Annotated in this window: 21 protein-coding genes; 11 read left to right on the top strand and 10 right to left on the bottom strand. The window is 59.2% G+C overall.

Annotated elements, in window-relative coordinates; genetic code table 11:
• Positions 1–4 precede the first annotated feature (4 nt).
• Positions 5–259, top strand: coding sequence for a hypothetical protein (locus J3P73_RS14590; RefSeq protein ID WP_245002675.1), 255 nt, complete (start codon positions 5–7; stop codon positions 257–259).
• 72 nt (positions 260–331) lie between these two features.
• Here J3P73_RS14590 and J3P73_RS14585 read toward each other — a convergent pair whose 3' ends face one another.
• The 5 genes from J3P73_RS14585 to J3P73_RS14565 all read right to left on the bottom strand — a co-directional run bounded on the left by J3P73_RS14585 (position 332) and on the right by J3P73_RS14565 (position 4,821).
• Positions 332–859 carry a CYTH domain-containing protein gene (locus J3P73_RS14585; protein WP_130661755.1) on the bottom strand — a complete coding sequence of 176 codons (528 nt, stop codon included), beginning with the start codon at positions 857–859 and terminating at the stop codon, positions 332–334.
• Between the two features lie 291 nt (positions 860–1,150).
• Positions 1,151–1,483: a hypothetical protein gene (locus tag J3P73_RS14580; RefSeq protein WP_018074566.1), complete on the bottom strand. Its 333-nt coding sequence runs from the start codon at positions 1,481–1,483 to the stop codon at positions 1,151–1,153.
• 103 nt (positions 1,484–1,586) lie between these two features.
• Complete coding sequence (gene ppk2, locus J3P73_RS14575) at positions 1,587–2,432, bottom strand: polyphosphate kinase 2 (RefSeq protein ID WP_018074567.1); 846 nt, start codon at positions 2,430–2,432, stop codon at positions 1,587–1,589.
• 6 nt (positions 2,433–2,438) lie between these two features.
• Positions 2,439–4,157, bottom strand: coding sequence for a SulP family inorganic anion transporter (locus J3P73_RS14570; RefSeq protein ID WP_018074568.1), 1,719 nt, complete (start codon positions 4,155–4,157; stop codon positions 2,439–2,441).
• Between the two features lie 199 nt (positions 4,158–4,356).
• Positions 4,357–4,821, bottom strand: coding sequence for a hypothetical protein (locus J3P73_RS14565; protein ID WP_024322114.1), 465 nt, complete (start codon positions 4,819–4,821; stop codon positions 4,357–4,359).
• A 450-nt stretch (positions 4,822–5,271) separates the two neighbouring features.
• On the opposite strand from J3P73_RS14565, the gene J3P73_RS14560 reads away from it, so the two are divergent.
• From J3P73_RS14560 to J3P73_RS14540, 5 genes are all read left to right on the top strand, one after another.
• Positions 5,272–6,684 carry a DUF3300 domain-containing protein gene (locus tag J3P73_RS14560; protein ID WP_075224902.1) on the top strand — a complete coding sequence of 471 codons (1,413 nt, stop codon included), beginning with the start codon at positions 5,272–5,274 and terminating at the stop codon, positions 6,682–6,684.
• A 20-nt stretch (positions 6,685–6,704) separates the two neighbouring features.
• Positions 6,705–7,661 carry a DUF2950 domain-containing protein gene (locus J3P73_RS14555; protein WP_024322112.1) on the top strand — a complete coding sequence of 319 codons (957 nt, stop codon included), beginning with the start codon at positions 6,705–6,707 and terminating at the stop codon, positions 7,659–7,661.
• 81 nt (positions 7,662–7,742) lie between these two features.
• A complete protein-coding gene (locus J3P73_RS14550) occupies positions 7,743–7,976 on the top strand; it encodes a DUF2171 domain-containing protein (protein WP_018074571.1) in 234 nt (77 codons plus the stop codon).
• A 116-nt stretch (positions 7,977–8,092) separates the two neighbouring features.
• Positions 8,093–8,302 (top strand): hypervirulence associated TUDOR domain-containing protein, encoded by a 210-nt coding sequence (locus J3P73_RS14545; protein WP_018074572.1) that lies wholly within the window; start codon positions 8,093–8,095, stop codon positions 8,300–8,302.
• A gap of 37 nt (positions 8,303–8,339) precedes the next feature.
• A complete protein-coding gene (locus tag J3P73_RS14540) occupies positions 8,340–8,525 on the top strand; it encodes a DUF3008 family protein (protein WP_018074573.1) in 186 nt (61 codons plus the stop codon).
• Positions 8,526–8,559: 34 nt separating this feature from the next.
• Here the strand turns inward: J3P73_RS14540 and J3P73_RS14535 are convergent, their stop codons facing one another.
• Positions 8,560–9,279 (bottom strand): MgtC/SapB family protein, encoded by a 720-nt coding sequence (locus J3P73_RS14535; protein WP_130691988.1) that lies wholly within the window; start codon positions 9,277–9,279, stop codon positions 8,560–8,562.
• 284 nt (positions 9,280–9,563) lie between these two features.
• Here J3P73_RS14535 and greA point away from each other — a divergent pair, with 284 nt between their 5' ends.
• Positions 9,564–10,046: a transcription elongation factor GreA gene (gene greA, locus J3P73_RS14530; RefSeq protein WP_075224905.1), complete on the top strand. Its 483-nt coding sequence runs from the start codon at positions 9,564–9,566 to the stop codon at positions 10,044–10,046.
• A gap of 110 nt (positions 10,047–10,156) precedes the next feature.
• Positions 10,157–10,516, top strand: a complete 360-nt coding sequence (locus J3P73_RS14525; RefSeq protein ID WP_075224906.1) for a hypothetical protein — start codon at positions 10,157–10,159, stop codon at positions 10,514–10,516.
• Between the two features lie 48 nt (positions 10,517–10,564).
• Here the strand turns inward: J3P73_RS14525 and J3P73_RS14520 are convergent, their stop codons facing one another.
• Positions 10,565–11,458 carry a LysR family transcriptional regulator ArgP gene (locus J3P73_RS14520; RefSeq protein ID WP_130691986.1) on the bottom strand — a complete coding sequence of 298 codons (894 nt, stop codon included), beginning with the start codon at positions 11,456–11,458 and terminating at the stop codon, positions 10,565–10,567.
• A 98-nt stretch (positions 11,459–11,556) separates the two neighbouring features.
• Here J3P73_RS14520 and J3P73_RS14515 point away from each other — a divergent pair, with 98 nt between their 5' ends.
• A complete protein-coding gene (locus tag J3P73_RS14515) occupies positions 11,557–12,165 on the top strand; it encodes a LysE/ArgO family amino acid transporter (RefSeq protein ID WP_075224927.1) in 609 nt (202 codons plus the stop codon).
• A 113-nt stretch (positions 12,166–12,278) separates the two neighbouring features.
• Here the strand turns inward: J3P73_RS14515 and J3P73_RS37555 are convergent, their stop codons facing one another.
• A complete protein-coding gene (locus J3P73_RS37555) occupies positions 12,279–12,467 on the bottom strand; it encodes a hypothetical protein (RefSeq protein WP_018074579.1) in 189 nt (62 codons plus the stop codon).
• Positions 12,468–12,540: 73 nt separating this feature from the next.
• Here J3P73_RS37555 and J3P73_RS14510 point away from each other — a divergent pair, with 73 nt between their 5' ends.
• Entirely contained in the window at positions 12,541–13,482 is a 942-nt protein-coding gene (locus tag J3P73_RS14510) for a LysR family transcriptional regulator (protein ID WP_018074580.1), read from the top strand.
• A 100-nt stretch (positions 13,483–13,582) separates the two neighbouring features.
• Positions 13,583–13,738, top strand: a complete 156-nt coding sequence (locus tag J3P73_RS14505) for an entericidin domain-containing protein (RefSeq protein ID WP_003540537.1) — start codon at positions 13,583–13,585, stop codon at positions 13,736–13,738.
• Positions 13,739–13,797: 59 nt separating this feature from the next.
• Here J3P73_RS14505 and J3P73_RS14500 read toward each other — a convergent pair whose 3' ends face one another.
• Entirely contained in the window at positions 13,798–14,160 is a 363-nt protein-coding gene (locus tag J3P73_RS14500) for a hypothetical protein (protein ID WP_018074581.1), read from the bottom strand.
• 19 nt (positions 14,161–14,179) lie between these two features.
• Positions 14,180–15,181, bottom strand: a complete 1,002-nt coding sequence (locus tag J3P73_RS14495) for a glycine betaine ABC transporter substrate-binding protein (protein WP_197726832.1) — start codon at positions 15,179–15,181, stop codon at positions 14,180–14,182.
• Positions 15,182–15,618: the final 437 nt, after the last annotated feature.

The following is a 15,618-nucleotide window of genomic DNA, read 5'->3' as shown; positions in this document are numbered from 1 at the left end:
TATCTTGAAGACGTCGGCTGCCTTGAGTCGCGCGATGTTCTTGGCATTAGCCGCTTCGGCGACTTCAGTTGACGCCACCCAGAGAACAGAAGACTTCATCAATGTCCGCAAGCACTGCGAACTCGTCCATCTGTGGAAGGATCCACCCGACCCCAATGGCTTCAGCGAATGCATGAAGGAAAGGCGCTATCGCCTCCATTTCTCGCCGACCTGCCAGACCGGGAGCCGCAGGGCGCAGTGCTACGACCTGCAGCGCTGACTGCCGATGCGTTAGCATCAGGTCTTTGCTTTCAACCCGGCACGGAGGAACTGCCGCCCGTTACCAAGACACTCATTGTTCCCTCCTTTGGGAAGGCTGCCCATCAGGTTGCAGCCTTGATACATTGCGGCTGCGGTAGTCGTTGCGTTGCACGAGCATTGCGAGCGTACGATTGGAAAATGCGGGATTTCCGGTCACTTCCGGGCCGAGCCACGGCGGGCAGGGAGGTTGGTCGCTTTCGTTGGCAAGCTCGATTTCTGCGACAACCAATCCGTCGTGGACGCCACTGTAGACGTCCACCTCCCAAAGGCAGCCACGATGGTTCACCTCATAGCGGGTCTTATCCACCACACTCGTTGCATAGGCGATCATTTCCAGGGCTTCGGCATAGGGAATCTCATATTCGAACTCCTCGCGCCGCAGGCGCCCGGTTCGGAGTTTAATCGTCAGGACGCCGCGTGCGTTATCGATGATCCTGACCCGCACGAAGCGGTTTTTCCTAACCAGCAGGTAGCCTTGGCAAAATGCGGCTCCTTTGGAGGCGTGATCCTGCCAGCTATCGTTTACGACGAGGAATTTTCGCTCAATCTCCGCGGTCATCTTGCCCTCCTTTGTCGTTCCGAACGACGACGAACCTGGATGGCGATGCTTGACGGACTTCCCACCAGGCTCCGCTGTCCGAACTTTAATATCGAGTAGGCAGGGATGCAGCCTCCCTCCCGCTGGATCGTGCCGTTGATCGTCATATGCCGGACAAAACATCCGGGACGAAGGTTGCTAGAGCATGATGCCGAAAAGTGTGAAGCGGTTTTCGGGCGACATCATGCTCTATTTCTTTGATTTAGATGCGGATTCAGATTTCAGGCCGAGTCGGCCTAAAATCATCCGCATCTAGTGCTTCAGATCGAGGATCTGTCCCGACGCCCTGAGCTCCTCCAGTGTTTTACCGAGGCAACTTCCACCGATCGGTTCGCCCAAGGCCTTGGCGGTCCCGCCGACAGATATCGTTCCGGCAAGCTTGCTCGGATTGACATAGGTGGCCACGCCATCCGCCTCCAATCTCGTGAGATAGAAGATCTGGTACAGGCCTTTATATTCGCAGGCTACGGCGATCGGAAATTGATCGAACGGCCCGGCCGCTTGCGCTCGCGAAACGGATATGCCGGCCAAGGGAAGAATGCAGGCAATGGCGATAGACAGCACACGGATCGATGGATAGATCATCACACACTCCTGTTGATTGATAACATCACCGCGCCGGACAGCCGGTGCTGTTCCGGGCGGGCCTTCCTCCTGAAATTGCGGTGTCGTCCCCGCATGGCTTCGATTATTGCATCTGCTCGGCGACCACATCCGGCACAAAATGCCGGATGCTTTTGTCTTCGACATAGTCAGCGGGCCGCTTTTGACGTTTCCCAAGGTCCGGTGCGTTGAACTTCATCGTTTCGTACGGAATCGACTTCAGGATGTGCGAGATGCAGTTGATGCGCGCGCGCTTCTTGTCGTCTGACGGCACGATCCACCATGGGGCGTGCTGGCGGTCCGTCGCCCGGATCATCTCGTCGTAAGCAACCGTATAATCCCACCACCGTTGGTACGACTCGACATCCATCGGGCTGAGCTTCCACTGCCGCAGCGGATCCTCGATCCGCCGCCTGAAGCGCCGATCCTGTTCCTTCTCGCCGACCGTCAGGAAGTACTTCAGCAGGGTGATGCCGCTTTCGACGATCGAGGCTTCAAAACCGGGAGCCAACTCAAGAAAGCGCCGGGCCTTTTTCTCGGAGCAGAATCCCATCACCCGGTCGACGCCAGGGCGATTGTACCAACTGCGATCGAATATGACGATTTCGCCCGCAGCGGGCATATGTGCGAAGTAGCGCTGCATGTACATTTGCGTCTTTTCGCGATCGGTCGGGGCCGGCAGCGCGACCACGCGAAAGACCCGTGGACTGACGCGCTCGGTAATGCGCTTAATCATCCCGCCTTTGCCGGCAGCATCCCGGCCCTCGAAGATGATCACGACGCGAGCGCCCGATTTTTTCACCCAGGACTGCAGATGCGCGAGCTCGACCTGAAGCTTTACGATTTCCTTGTCGTAGTTCCAGGACTTCTTGCCTTTCTTTTCGTCTACTTCTGTGTCGTCGTCCTGCCGTTTGTTCATCATTTCCTCCATGACCCTTTACTGATGACCTCCGGCCAAAGGCCGGTCGCTTCCTTCCCCCAGGCGCGCGGCACGCAGCGCGTCCTCCGTGTCGCCAAAGAACTTTCCGGCTCCGATGCCGTCGACGACGCCGGCGCGGCCAAGCAGCTCCGTGACCTCGGCGTTCAGGTGAGCGACGCCGAAGACGATGCCCCGCCCGGAGAGGTTTGCCCGCACGGCATCAAGTGCTGCGGCCCCGGTGCTGTCGATATGCGCAATGGCGCTGGCGTCGAGGATGAACCAGCGTGTTTCGGCCGGCAGGCCGTCAGCGACGGTGCGCAACCGGATCCGGACATAATCGGCGTTGTAAAACAGCAGATTGCCCTGGACGAGACATATGGCGATGCCCGGAATGCCCCGGGCCTCCGGAAAGCGCTGCATGTCGTAGAAGCCATCGCGTCCAGCAATGCGGCCGAGAAGCGTGTCTTTCGGAAACATCGTCTTGCGCAGGAGATAGATCAGGGTTGCGGCGATCGCGACGATGACGCCGTTCAGGACTCCGAAGCTGATGGCTCCGAACATGGCGATCAAGGCGAAGACGAACTCCGCGCGGCTGATGTGCCATATCTTTCTCAACTCGCTGACGTCGATCAGGCTGATTGCGGCTGCCGCCAGGATCGCCGCCAGGGCAGGGATCGGCAGGATGCGCAGGGCGCCATTCAAGAACAGCAGCGTCGCCATCAGGGTCACGGCGGAAACGAGACCGGCTGCCTGCGATCTGCCGCCGACTGCAAGATTGATCGCTGTACGCGAGTCGGACACGGCGATGGGAAATGAACCAAACAGGCCGGGGGCGATGTTCGCCGCGCCCAGCCCGATCAGTTCCTGGTTGGCGTCGACCTCCTCGCCGGAGCGCGCGCCGAAGCTTCGTGCAGAAACGATACTCGAGCCAAAACTGATCAGAAAGACGGCTGCCGACCCAAGGACGATCCTGTCCATGGGCATTTGAGAGAATGCATGGAGGGAGAATGACGGCAGCCCGGTGGGGAGATCGCCAACGACGCGGATGCCTGCGGCTTCAAAGTTGAAGATGGCGGAGAGAATGACTGAAACGACGACGACGACGACGGGTCCCGGTACAGGCAGCCGTGTGGCTTTCACGATCCACAACAGTGCGAACATGGCGAGACCGAACAGCAATGTCGGCCAATGGATCAAGGCACTCTTGCGAATGATCTCGGCAATCGGCGGCAGGAGTCCGTCGGACTCGATACGCACCCCGGTAAAGCGGCCGATCTGCCCGACAAGGATGGAGATGGATACGCCGGCAAAGAAGCCGACCAGAATCGGGCGGGACAGAAAGCTTGCGAGGACGCCCAGCCGGAGCAGCCGTGCTGCAAAATAGAAGGCTCCGACGCCGAGCGCCAGGGCAGACGCGATCGCAACCGGATCGGCTGATGTGCCGGCAGGTTGCGCGGCGATGACAGTTCCTATGACCGCCGCGAGAACCGCCATGGTCCCGGCGTCCGACCCGACCACCAATAGCCGCGACGGCCCGAACAGAGCGTAGGCAACGGGCGCGACGATACTCGCATATATCCCGGTTTCCGGGGGGAGGCCGGCGATTGCGGGATAAGCGATTGCACTCGGCAGGCCGACAGCTGCAATCGACAGCCCCGCAGGAATATCGCTTCGCAGCCAGTCCGCGCGAAATCCCTCCAGGCCCCTGAATATCGGCATATGAAAACGTTGAAGCATGCCACTCCCCCCGGAAATTCATTCATCTGCTGAAGCGAACTCAGGCTACCAGTGGGTAGCCTCCGATCGCTCCAGACTGGGCGCAGATTGGCCTTTGACGAAGATGGTCTTGCCAAGCAGCATCAGCCGAAGGGTTGACCGCGGGCGCTGATGCGCCGGCCGAAACCATGGCTGACGAACCGCATAGTTGCGCAGCGGCCTAGCCGACTGGTGCCTCCCAATTCAGGAAGAAGCCGATGTCGCCCGGCATGCCGCCTGGAAAACTGATGACCATCGCTTTCAGCTTGTAGCCGTGAGGCCGGGCGACTTCGACGAAAAGATCATATATTTCCTTGGCTTTTCCTTGAAGCGTCGTCGGCCACTCTGGCCGGGCACTGTTGATCGCGCGGCCGCTATCCGTGCAGAAGCTCGACGGAAAGCTATAGACCATGGCCTCGGATTTGCCGTCGGCGGCTGCCTTCATGACGACGCGCCTGATAATGTCACGTTCCTTGTCGCCGACGTGTTTGCGGAAGAAGTCATCGACGAACTCCGCGTGTTTTTTTGCTTCACGCGCTTTGACTTTGTCATCACGCTGCATTTCTACCAGCTGCAGTTCCAAAGCTTTCTGTCTCAATTCTTCCGCGCTAAGCATCTGAGCATTTGACTTTTCACTTTCAGCCATAACGTTGCCTCCCAGTGGCCGAAGGCCAAGACCGAAAACTACAGCATCGATAAGTCAAACTAGACAGTATGATACTGTAGGTTCTGGTAACCTACGGCCTGGCCGATATTTTAGCCGTCAGCCGCGCCCTTGCGGTGACTGATAATTGGCGTGCCATATCGCCTTCAAAGGAGGCAGTGGTCCATGCCCGTGACTTCGTGATCAAGCGGCCCGCGGTCGATTTTAGCCAGCGCGCTGAACTCCGCTTTTGTAAGCGTGTTACTGTAACATACGTCCCAGATCAGCCCCGCGACTACGCTTGGAGCTGTCTTTGCTATAAATTTGGAGCAAAAGACGGCTTGGCCGATGTTTAGCTATCAATCCTTCTCCGCTCGGAGGAGGATGCGGCACGAGCGAAGATACAATAGTCGACAGCCTACACACCATGTCTGACCGCAAGGAGGATTTGAGATGGCTAGACCTCACGCATTGTTACTCGCCACGGGCCTGTTCCTGCCTTTTGCAGGCTTCCCGTTTTCGCCACATCCGACGCCGATCGCCGCCGCGCAGGAGCCGACCGCTTCCAGTCCCGCCGCGGCGGCGGAAGACGACGCGCCGGCGCCGCTGAGTGAGGACGAACTCGAAATCCTGGTGGCGCGGATTGCACTTTATCCGGACGAACTGGTCGCGCTCGTCACGTCGGCGTCGCTCTATCCGCTGCAGGTCGTAGAAGCAGCCCGGTTTCTCGAAACCTTGAAGAAGCAGCCCGAACTCAAGCCGAAGACGACGTGGGACGGCAGCATCGTATCGCTGCTGAACTATCCCCAGATCGTCACGATGATGAGCGAGGATCTGGACTGGACGCAGTCGCTCGGAGAGGCGCTCTCCGTCCAGCAGAAGGACGTTCTGATCGCCATACAGCAACTGCGCGACAAAGCGGTCGCCGACGGCATCATCAAGACCGACGACAAGATCAAGGTCAGCCAGGAGAACGACAACGTCGTGATCGTCTCCGCCAGTCCTGAGAAGATCTACGTTCCGCAGTACGCGCCGGAGATGCTGTATGAACCAAACTATGCGGCTGAGCCTATCGGTTACTATTCAGAGCCGTATCCGAACTACTACTATCCGACCGCCACCTTTTTTGCGGGCGTGGTGACGGGAGCGGTGTGGGCCGCTGCCGTCGACTGGAACCGCTGGGGCGTATGGGGCGGGCGCTGGAACGGCAACGTCGATATCGACTGCAACAATTGCCTCAACAACATCAACGGCAAAGTGAATATCAACGACGTCGACTGGAAGAATGTCGATCGCAGCAAGATCGGGTTCGACGGTGCGCAGTTCAACAAGATGGACCGCAGCTCCTTCCGGAGCAGTATCGAGGCGAATCCCGGCAACAGGGTCGGAGCTAGAGGCAACGACCGTGCGAACACGATCCGCGACCAGCCAGGCAAAATCAGTGTCAACGACGTCCGCAAGAGCAAGATCGATGCGGACAGGATCAGTGCTGCCCGCAACAAGGCAGGCAATACGGGAGCGGCTCCTGGAGGCGGGAAGGCAGCGCAGGCCGCGCAGAACCGCAGGCCCGACGCGAGGACGACGAACAGAGCTGGCGAAAAGGCAAGGTCCGGGGGCAACGCCAAACGTCCGGTCGCAAAGGCGAAGCCAGCGGCCCGGGTCGACAACCGGCCCAGAAAGCCATCAGCCCTCGGTCAGGTCGACAGCGGCAGGCGCGCGCAGATGCAGTCCAACCGCGGCAGACAGGCCATGGCCGGGAGCAATCGCGGCGGCGGTAGAGAAATGCGCGGCGGTGGCGGCGGCCGCGGTGGCGGTGGCGGTGGCCGCGGTGGCGGTGGCGGTGGCCGCGGCGGCGGTCGTCGGTGACCGAAAGAAGGAGGAAAGTCATGACCAAGTCAGTCAGAAACATGCTTCTGGGTTCTGTGTTCGCTCTTGCGGCTCTCGCCACCAATCCGGTTCCGACATCTGCGGCAGAGCCATCCGATGCGACCGTCATCTCGGGCTTCGCTTCGCAGAGCGATCCCCCGGAATTCGAGACGCCGGAACAAGCCGTCGACGCCTTCAAGGCGGCCTTGTCGGCTGATGATTTCGACAAGTTCGCGGCGCTGCTGGGAATTGATGCGGCGAAAGCGAAGGCGGGCGAAGGCGTGATGGACACCTACGCGCAGATCCGGGACGGCACGAAGAAGAAGATCGTCGTGAAGGACGTCGATGGCCGCAAGATCATTGAGATCGGCGACAAATTATGGCCTCTGCCATTTCCGATCGCGAAGGGCGACGATGGCAAATGGGGCTTCGACACCTATGCCGGGTTCGAGGAGATCATCGATCGTCGCGTCGGCGAGAACGAATTGCAGACCATCGACACGATGCGGGCCTATGTCGACGCCCAAAAGGAATATTCTTCCGCCGACCACGACGATGACGGCGTCCTGGAATATGCCCAGAAACTGATCAGCAGCGACGGCAAAACTGACGGTCTCTACTGGTCGCCTGATCTGGGCGAGGGTGACAGCCCGGCGGGCAACGCCCTCGAAGACAATGCGGCGCTTGATAAAGCGAAGGCCGGCGAGGGCTATTACGGCTATCGCTACAGGATTATCGAAAGCCAGGGGCCGAACATCGCGGGCGGAAAGTTCGATTACGTGATCAACGGCAACATGATCGCAGGATTCGCACTGATCGCCTGGCCGATCCGATATGGCGAAACCGGCGTGCACACGTTCGAAGTGAATGCTAACGGCACGGTCTACCAGGCCGATCTCGGTCGGGAGACCGAAAAAATAGCCGCTGGCATCAGGAGCTTCAACCCGGATGACAACTGGGAAGTGACTGAAGATTGAACACGGTCGCTCGTGCTTGGAACCAAGTCCGCTCCACGTCGTTGCCGCTTCGTATCTGACAATGATGCAAAGGAGGAAACGATGATTTCCGCAGAGCAGATCCGTGAACATATGGAAGTTCGGGCTGCCGACGGCACCCATGTCGGCACAGTCGATCATCTCGACGGCCCCACGCGCATCAAGCTGACGAAGACCGACTCGGGGGATGGCAAGCACCACTTGATCCCGCTCGATTGGGTCGACCACGTGGACGCCCACGTCCACCTGTCGAAGAACGCCAGGGATGTCCGAAGCCAGTGGGCCACCATCAACTGACAGCCAGGAGGCCGCGGCTTCCGGGCCGCAGCCTCCTTGGAACAGGATGATTAGAGCATGGTGTCGTCCGAAAACCGCTCACACTTTTCGGCATCATGCTCTTAAAGGAGCCTGCCATGTCGAAGCAATTGAAGAGGGGCGATGAGGTCAGCTGGAATACCAGCCAGGGAAAGACCGAGGGCAGGGTGGTCAAAAAGCAGAGCAGTCCGACGAAGATCAAAGGCTATAGCGTGAAGGCCTCGAAGGCCGAGCCGCAATATATCGTCGAGAGCGACACGTCGGGAAAGCGTGCCGCCCACAAACCTGGCGAGCTTAAGAAGCTTTGACGCCGGCGGCCGTCCTGTTCGAGCAAAGGAGATCGATATGCCAGCCAAGTCCAAGGCCCAGCAGAAGGCGGCAGGTGCCGCACTTTCGGCCAAGCGTGGCGAGACGCCCAAGAGCGAACTCAAAGGCGCCTCGAAACAAATGGTCGAATCCATGAGCGAGAAACAGCTTGAGGAGTTCGCATCGACCAAGACCAAGGGTAAGCCCCAGCACGTCTCGAAATGAGAGATGTCGAACTGCCGGCGTGCAACCGCAAACCTTATGTCGTCATCGACTTCATGGAGAAGTCCGCCACGTCATGCGTGTTGGAAAGCGCGTTCACGATCGCGCGCGCCGACGCGTCAGGGTCGTTGGCGAGCCATCGCAGCTCGAACGTCACCTCGGCGCTGCCATCGGCCGTTCGTTGGAGTGACAGGAAGCCTACATGGCATCTGAGCGGGTTCAGAACTTCCGATAGCTCCGGGATATTGCCGTTCGAGGCGCGGACGACAAGCGTTGCCTTCTGTTCGCAGCGCAGCCATGTGTCCAGCCGCTTCAACGGCGACAGGACGACAAAGCCAATCGCCGTCGCCACGATGCCGGTCAGGATCTGACCGCCCCCGAAACAGAGGCCCACCACCGTCATGAACCACAAGGTCGCCGCCGTCGTGACCCCGGTCAGCATATCGCCGCGTTTCAGGATCGCTCCGCCGCCGATGAAGCCCACGCCCGTCAGGACGCCGAGCGGAAAGCGCAGCACGTCCATCTGCGTGAACGAGCCGGGCGTCTTTCCGTATACCGACAGAAGAAGGTTTGCCTGGATCATCGCCAGACAGGCGGCAAGCGCCACCAGGATCGTGGTCCTGAAGCCTGCCGCGTGACCGCCGCGCTCGCGATCAAGGCCGATGAGGCCGCCGGCAACCAATGTCAGCGTGATACGCGTGCCGATATCCCACCAAGTTGGCGTCAGCGGCATGGCATCCGTCAGGAACGAAGGCATGTTTTGGTCCAGACTTTGTCCTGGCCCTCTCGCTGCTCGCCGGGCATTTGCTCCTCCTAGGCCGCGTTTAGCAGAGTGTATCCGATGCGCCACGGCGCACCGTCGTATAAACGCCATGCGGCGCAGGACGTTCCTAACGCTCGCAAGCTGGAGGCGTGACAGGAAAAGCGGCCGTCGATGGCCTCGATTGGCGGTTCGTCTGCAGTCGGTGTATGGTTCCAACAGAGGTCTGGGCAATAGCCCATCAGCTACGAGACCGCATCACGCTAAAACGGAGTCCGAGATTGGCCGTCGCTTTCACCAAGGAAGAGAGTTTCGAAACCGCTTCGGAAACCCTGCTGCCCGATCGTCCGATTTCGGCGCATCCGAACCTTGTCACGCAAGCGGGTTTGAACGCTCTGGAGCTGCACTTCCAGCAGGCCCGCGAGGCCTATGATGCGGCGAGCATCATCGACGACGTGAACGAACGGCGGCGGCAGACAGCCAATCCTTTGCGTGATCTTCGCTATTTAGCGGCAAGACTTCGCACTGCCCAGCTCATGCCTGACCATACGTCAATCGACATCGTCGCCTTCGGCAGCACGGTGACTTTCCGCCGTGACGACGGGCGCGTGCAGACCTATCGAATCGTCGGGGAGGACGAAGCCGATCCCAAGACGGGATCGATTTCCTACGTCTCCCCGGTGGCGCGGTTGCTGATGGGCAAGGCTGTCGGCGATGTGGTGGAGACAGGCGGCCAGGAACTGGAGATCATTGCCATCACATAAGAGAGCGATATTTGCGAACCGTCACTCATTATTTTGGTACCGTTTGGTACTTTATTTATTGAACCTTTACCATCCGTGGCTAGAACGATGACATTCCATCATCGAAAGTCATGCTCATGGTTAGCGCAATTTCCAGTTCTGCATCCACCATTTTGAGTTCAGCCGTTTCAACCTCGTCTTCCAGTTCGTCGGATCAACTTGCCTCTCTCGAGGCGCAGCTTGCCGAAAAGAAAGCAGCCCTGTCGGAAACCCAGGACGATCAAGAGAAGGCCACGATCGAAAAATCTATCGATACGCTGGAGGCGAAGATCGCCAAGCTCGAAGCGAGCGAGAGCAGCCAAACTCAGGCGTCTGCTGCATCGAAGCCTGCCGGTGACGCTCCGAAAGAACTTTCCGGCGAAAGCGAGCGTATCGGCACGACGAATTTTGACGAGACCAGTGAGTTCGGCAGCCGCATGGCCTACGTCTGATAAAAGCGACCCGGTCACTGGGATGAAGCTGCATTTTTGAGTGATGCATCAAAGACGGCGCTGGGCCACGGTGACGACTTTGCGCGTCAGATCCGCCAGGCGGTCGGCGGCGAGGCGATTTATCTGCCAGTAGAGCGGGACATCGAGCGGCGTGTCGGGCACCAGCTCGACCAGCCGTCCGGATGCAAGGTGCTCGCGGGTCAGCTGTGTCGGGTTCATTCCCCATCCCATGCCCGAAAGGCTCGCTTCGACGAAGCTCTGCGGCGACGGCAGCCAGTGGGTGGGATAATCGAGATCGCGTCCGAACGTTCGCCTGATCCAACTGCTCTGCAGCCTGTCCTTCTGATTGAAGGTCAGCGCCGGAGCGTTGCGGATCGCCTCTGATGTCACGCCCTGTGGAAAATGACGCGCGACGAAATCGGGCGTTGCCGTGGCGTGGTAACGCAGAACCCCAAGGGCAAAACGCCGACATCCGCGGACCGGCTTTTCCAGGCTGGTGACGGCTGCGATCACCCGCCCGCGCTGCAGCCATTCAGCGGTGTGGTCCTGATCGTCGACGGCGATATTCAGCAGATAGGAAGAACTCCTGGCGAAATTCGACATAGCCTCGACGAACCATGTCCCGAGGCTGTCGGCATTCGTCGCGATTTGAAGCGTGACCCTTTGGCGGGGTTCGTCGGGATCGACGAGAGCCGGCAGTTGCCCGAAGAGTTCGGCTTCGAGCATGCCGACATTTTCCATGTGGCGGCAGAGCCATTCTCCCTTTTCCGTTGCCGTGCACGGCGTGCCTCTGACGATGAGGACGACGCCGAGACGCTCCTCGAGCTGCTTCACGCGTTGGGAAATGGCCGAAGGCGTCACGTTCAGCACGGTCGCGGCTCTTTCGAAGCTGCCTGTCTGAACAATGGTTGCGACGGCGCGAAGAGCGGGATAGTCGAGCATAGATTAGTTTCGCTTAATCAGAGTAAGTCAAATTAATTAGCCTAATTCCCGCAATGGGGATAGCGCAACCTCACCGAAATGGGGCGTTGGCCGAAGCGATGAATTTTTCGATCTATGGAACCGGCCTGATGATGGGCCTCAGCCTGATTGTCGCCATCGGTGCGCAGAACGCCTTCATCCTCCGCCAGGGCTTGCGCAACGAACATGTCTTCGCCGTCTGCCTCGCATGCGCGGTATCGGATGCCGCGCTGATCGTGCTTGGCGTGACCAGCCTCCAGCAAATCGCCAGGTTCATGCCCTGGCTCGATCCTGTCATGCGCTACGGCGGAGCCGTATTTCTGGTCTGGTACGGGGCAAGAAGCCTCTATTCCGCCTTGCGGTCGTCCGCCGCTCTCACGGCTGGGGAAGCCAAAACGTCGAGCTTCCGGCAGACGCTCGCGACTTGCCTCGCGCTCACCTGGCTCAATCCGCACGTTTATCTCGACACGGTCGTGCTGCTCGGCACGATATCGACCCGATATCCGGGAGAGCAGGCTTCTTTTGCGGCAGGGGCGGTGACGGGTTCCTTCCTGTTCTTCTTTTCGCTCGGATATGGCGCAAAGCGGCTGCGTCCGATCTTCTCGAAACCCTCATCCTGGCGCGTCCTGGAAACGCTCGTCGCTTTCACGATGTGGATCATCGCCTTCAAATTGCTGGGCGGGATGTGATCGCGGTTCGACCGGCTTATCATCCGCTGCAGCGCAGGTCGAGCGGCGACGTTGCGAGTTGACCGGCATCGATCTGCCCAGATTATGAGCGGATTCAAAGGGATGAAGCGTCTCTACCGCGTCCCATCGCACGCGCGGCGCTTCGGGACGGTCAACTCTAGCTCGCGCTGGCAATCTGCCAGCAGATGTGGCGGAAAGCGCCTTAACTCCCGGAGCGCATGCTCATGGTTGGCATCCCTGCGCCTCTGCGCCTTGAATGCGGAAAGGGCTTGTACGATATTCCAGATGCTTGTTTGAGACATGTCGGGCCTCCTTGGCTGCATTTAGCTGCCGACACGCGAAATATCGGGTTCAATTGACATTCAATCAAACAAAATGATATGGGGTTATAAATCAGAAAAATTGAAAGATGCGACGATGAGCATACCCTTTCGCCGTCCCATTCCGCTGCTCGACAACGATGTATTGCGCACCTTTGTTGCCATCGCCGAGACGGGCAATTTTTCGACCGCCGCAGAGGCAGTCTTCCGCACGCCATCGGCGGTGTCGATGCAGATCAAGAAGCTTGAAGAACAACTGGGGGCAACGCTGTTTCTGCGCGACGCCCGCTCGGTATCGCTGACGCGCCACGGCGAGATGTTGCTGTCCTATGCCCGTAACATCCTGGCGCTGTCGAACGAAGCGGTGTCGCGGTTTATCATGCCGGAGCTTAGCGGCGTCGTGCGGCTCGGCGCGCCGGAGGATATCGGCGAACGGCTGCTGCCGAGCATTCTGAAGAGTTTTGCCGAGAGCTATCCCGGCATCATGGTTGACGTGACGATCGACATGAGCATGGGGCTGAAGAAGCGCATGGAAGAGCAACGGCTCGACCTCGCGTTGATCAACTGTGCGACACGGCCGTTCCCGACTGGCGGAGAGGTCGTGTTCCGCGAGCGACTGGTCTGGGCCGGGGCCAAGTGCGGCTCGGCGCATCGCCGCGACCCCCTGCCGATCTCGATCTGGGAGGATGGCTGCATCTGGCGCCAGGAAGCGCTCTCGCAGCTCGAACGCAACAAGCGGCATTATCGCGTCGCTTATCTCAGCGGTCACACGATGGCGCAGCGCGCCGCAGTGCTTTCCGATCTCGCCATCGCGCCGTTGCCGCTGTCCTATGTCAACGAGGACATGGCGATCCTCGGGCCTCAGGAAGGGCTGCCGGAACTCGGCGCCTTCGATATCCGCCTGCTGACCGCCTCGCAGGTGTCGGGCCCGATCGAGACGGTGGCCGACAGCATTCGCGGCGCCTTTGCCGAGAGAGCGAAGGCGGTCGCCGCCTGAAGCGCCGACTTAGCCAGTGAACCTTTTGGTTTGTCGCGCGTTATCGGCGCGGACGGCAATTGTCGCCGTTCGGGGTTGATTTCAAACAAGGATATCCGAGATGACGACAACGGCCAAAATTGCCGCAGCCTTGATGGTTCTTCTTGCCCTTTCCTCCTGCGGCAACACGATCCGCGGTATAGGAAAAGATACGGCAAATACTGTAAACGCCACGCAGGATGCCGGCCGCTCGGTCGACCGTGCCGCGAAGAAGTAACGACGGTTCAAATTCCTTCCGGGATTGGCAGATTAGGTGCTGACCGGGGTCGGATCATCCTAACGGATGACCGGGGGATAAATCTTTTCCAGCCCGCCGGATCGGTCGAGACCGGTCCGGAAGGCCTGGTAGGCGGGATGCTGGCTGGAGCGGGCGGTTTCCATCAGTCGGATCTGTAACCGGTCCGGCGCCTGGGTTCCGAGCCAAATTCCCAGATTTTCGAGCTTCAGCGAGTTGAGGAAACGCGATCCGGCGGCAAGATCGAGATGGCGGCGCAGTCCGTCGAGCAGGTTGTCGTCCTGGGCGGCATTTTCCATCAGCAGCGCCAAATACGACTTGTCGGTCTCCGAAAGCGCGGCGAGCTTTTCCGCAACGGTATCGCGGTCGGGAAAGGGAACATTGCCTGTCATCGAATCGTCCATGCTAGCTCGTGTCTTGTCGTTATAAGCTCGCCTTGACCTTCTCGGCTACATCGACTGGCACCCATTTGGTCCACAGACCCTCGTAATTGCGAAGGAAATAGATTGCGGCATCCTCGTTGCTTTCGCGGTTTTCGTCCTGCCAGGCGAGCACCTGGTTGATCGTCTTGTTGTCCCATTTGCGGGTCTTGAGATAGGTCGTGACAGGTCCGGCGCGGCTGGCGAAGGACCGGGTCATCAGCGTGAAGGCGCGCGAGACCGGATAGGAATTGACCTCGGGCCTGGCGCAGCCGGCAACGGCGGTGCAGCGGTCCCATTCGCTCTTGTTGTGGCCGACGCCGAAGCTCAGGCGCGTCATGTCATATTTGCCGAGGATGGCGGTCGGCGCCCAGTAATAACCGAGCCAGCCCACCTTGTTTTCGAAGGCGCGGGCAATCGAGGCATCAAGCTGTTCGGGGCTGCCGGTTTCGACAAGCTCGAAGCTCTTCTTGTCGGCGGCAAGCGCCTTGAACAGGTTGGTGGTTGATATCTGGCAGCTCCAGTCGGCGGGACAGTTGTAAACTGCGCCCTTCGACGGGTCGTCCTCGGCGGGGAAGAGTTCGGGATGTTTCAGCGCGCCTTCGACCGAGCGGATGTCGGGGTGGGCGTCGGCGATGAATTTCGGGATCCACCAGCCCTCGACGGCGCCGTCAGCCAGGATTTCGGCCCCCTGCACCAACCGGCCGCTGTTGACGGCTTGATCGAGGAGGGCCCTGACGGAATTAATCCAGTATTCCGAGGCGATGTCGGGGGTACCTTTCTCATTCATCGAGGCGAAGGTCGGCAGGGTGTCGCCATCGACAATGGTGACGGAACAGCCGTATCCCTTTTCCAGGATGATCTTGTCGAAGCTCGCCGCAATGCCTGCCGAGGCCCATTTCATTTCGGCGATCGAAACGCTGCCGCATTCGGCGGCTTCAGCCAGCTCGACGGTAGAAAGAGCCCCGGCAAAGACGGCCGGAATCAGAAGCGTCTTCATCGTCATTCCCCGAATTCTTCTTAGGCGGACGCGCAGGCTCTGAAATCAACCGACAAATATCTTCGGCACCCGAAGGGAAAACGCCTGCCGGGCGATACAGCAACAGGCTTTCCGGTTCACGGGCACCGTCCGTCCTTGCGGCTCCGGCAACTCATCGCAGGCCATGTTCAACAATGGCGCATTGTGATGGAGCCTACGCGTTCGCTCGCAGAAATCAACCATCTTCTGCTCATGGTTGCGTGACTAAATTATTGAATTCGAAGAATTTATGTGAGGATCCCAAAAATCGACCTCGGACGAAATGCACGCTCTTCGCGATCGGCGGTGGATCTTCGGCAGAAATTTCGACGAGAATATCAAAAAAGATCAAAATTAACATTTGCGTAAGCCTTCAATAACTCTCCGGTAAGAATGTGCCGTTATCAGTTGGGGCGTGGCAGCAA

Source organism: Rhizobium ruizarguesonis, assembly GCF_017357285.1.
Lineage (GTDB): Bacteria > Pseudomonadota > Alphaproteobacteria > Rhizobiales > Rhizobiaceae > Rhizobium > Rhizobium ruizarguesonis.
This window is presented reverse-complemented; position numbering and strand designations above follow the sequence as displayed.

Coding starts and splice junctions, on each gene's coding strand:
- J3P73_RS14585 (WP_130661755.1), bottom strand. CDS start 859: ATGACCGCGGAGATTGAGCGAAAATTCCTCGTCGTAAACGATAGCTGG.
- J3P73_RS14580 (WP_018074566.1), bottom strand. CDS start 1,483: ATGATCTATCCATCGATCCGTGTGCTGTCTATCGCCATTGCCTGCATT.
- ppk2 (WP_018074567.1), bottom strand. CDS start 2,432: ATGGAGGAAATGATGAACAAACGGCAGGACGACGACACAGAAGTAGAC.
- J3P73_RS14570 (WP_018074568.1), bottom strand. CDS start 4,157: ATGCTTCAACGTTTTCATATGCCGATATTCAGGGGCCTGGAGGGATTT.
- J3P73_RS14565 (WP_024322114.1), bottom strand. CDS start 4,821: ATGGCTGAAAGTGAAAAGTCAAATGCTCAGATGCTTAGCGCGGAAGAA.
- J3P73_RS14560 (WP_075224902.1), top strand. CDS start 5,272: ATGGCTAGACCTCACGCATTGTTACTCGCCACGGGCCTGTTCCTGCCT.
- J3P73_RS14555 (WP_024322112.1), top strand. CDS start 6,705: ATGACCAAGTCAGTCAGAAACATGCTTCTGGGTTCTGTGTTCGCTCTT.
- J3P73_RS14550 (WP_018074571.1), top strand. CDS start 7,743: ATGATTTCCGCAGAGCAGATCCGTGAACATATGGAAGTTCGGGCTGCC.
- J3P73_RS14545 (WP_018074572.1), top strand. CDS start 8,093: ATGTCGAAGCAATTGAAGAGGGGCGATGAGGTCAGCTGGAATACCAGC.
- J3P73_RS14540 (WP_018074573.1), top strand. CDS start 8,340: ATGCCAGCCAAGTCCAAGGCCCAGCAGAAGGCGGCAGGTGCCGCACTT.
- J3P73_RS14535 (WP_130691988.1), bottom strand. CDS start 9,279: ATGCCTTCGTTCCTGACGGATGCCATGCCGCTGACGCCAACTTGGTGG.
- J3P73_RS14525 (WP_075224906.1), top strand. CDS start 10,157: ATGCTCATGGTTAGCGCAATTTCCAGTTCTGCATCCACCATTTTGAGT.
- J3P73_RS14520 (WP_130691986.1), bottom strand. CDS start 11,458: ATGCTCGACTATCCCGCTCTTCGCGCCGTCGCAACCATTGTTCAGACA.
- J3P73_RS14515 (WP_075224927.1), top strand. CDS start 11,557: ATGAATTTTTCGATCTATGGAACCGGCCTGATGATGGGCCTCAGCCTG.
- J3P73_RS37555 (WP_018074579.1), bottom strand. CDS start 12,467: ATGTCTCAAACAAGCATCTGGAATATCGTACAAGCCCTTTCCGCATTC.
- J3P73_RS14510 (WP_018074580.1), top strand. CDS start 12,541: ATGATATGGGGTTATAAATCAGAAAAATTGAAAGATGCGACGATGAGC.
- J3P73_RS14505 (WP_003540537.1), top strand. CDS start 13,583: ATGACGACAACGGCCAAAATTGCCGCAGCCTTGATGGTTCTTCTTGCC.
- J3P73_RS14500 (WP_018074581.1), bottom strand. CDS start 14,160: ATGGACGATTCGATGACAGGCAATGTTCCCTTTCCCGACCGCGATACC.
- J3P73_RS14495 (WP_197726832.1), bottom strand. CDS start 15,181: ATGACGATGAAGACGCTTCTGATTCCGGCCGTCTTTGCCGGGGCTCTT.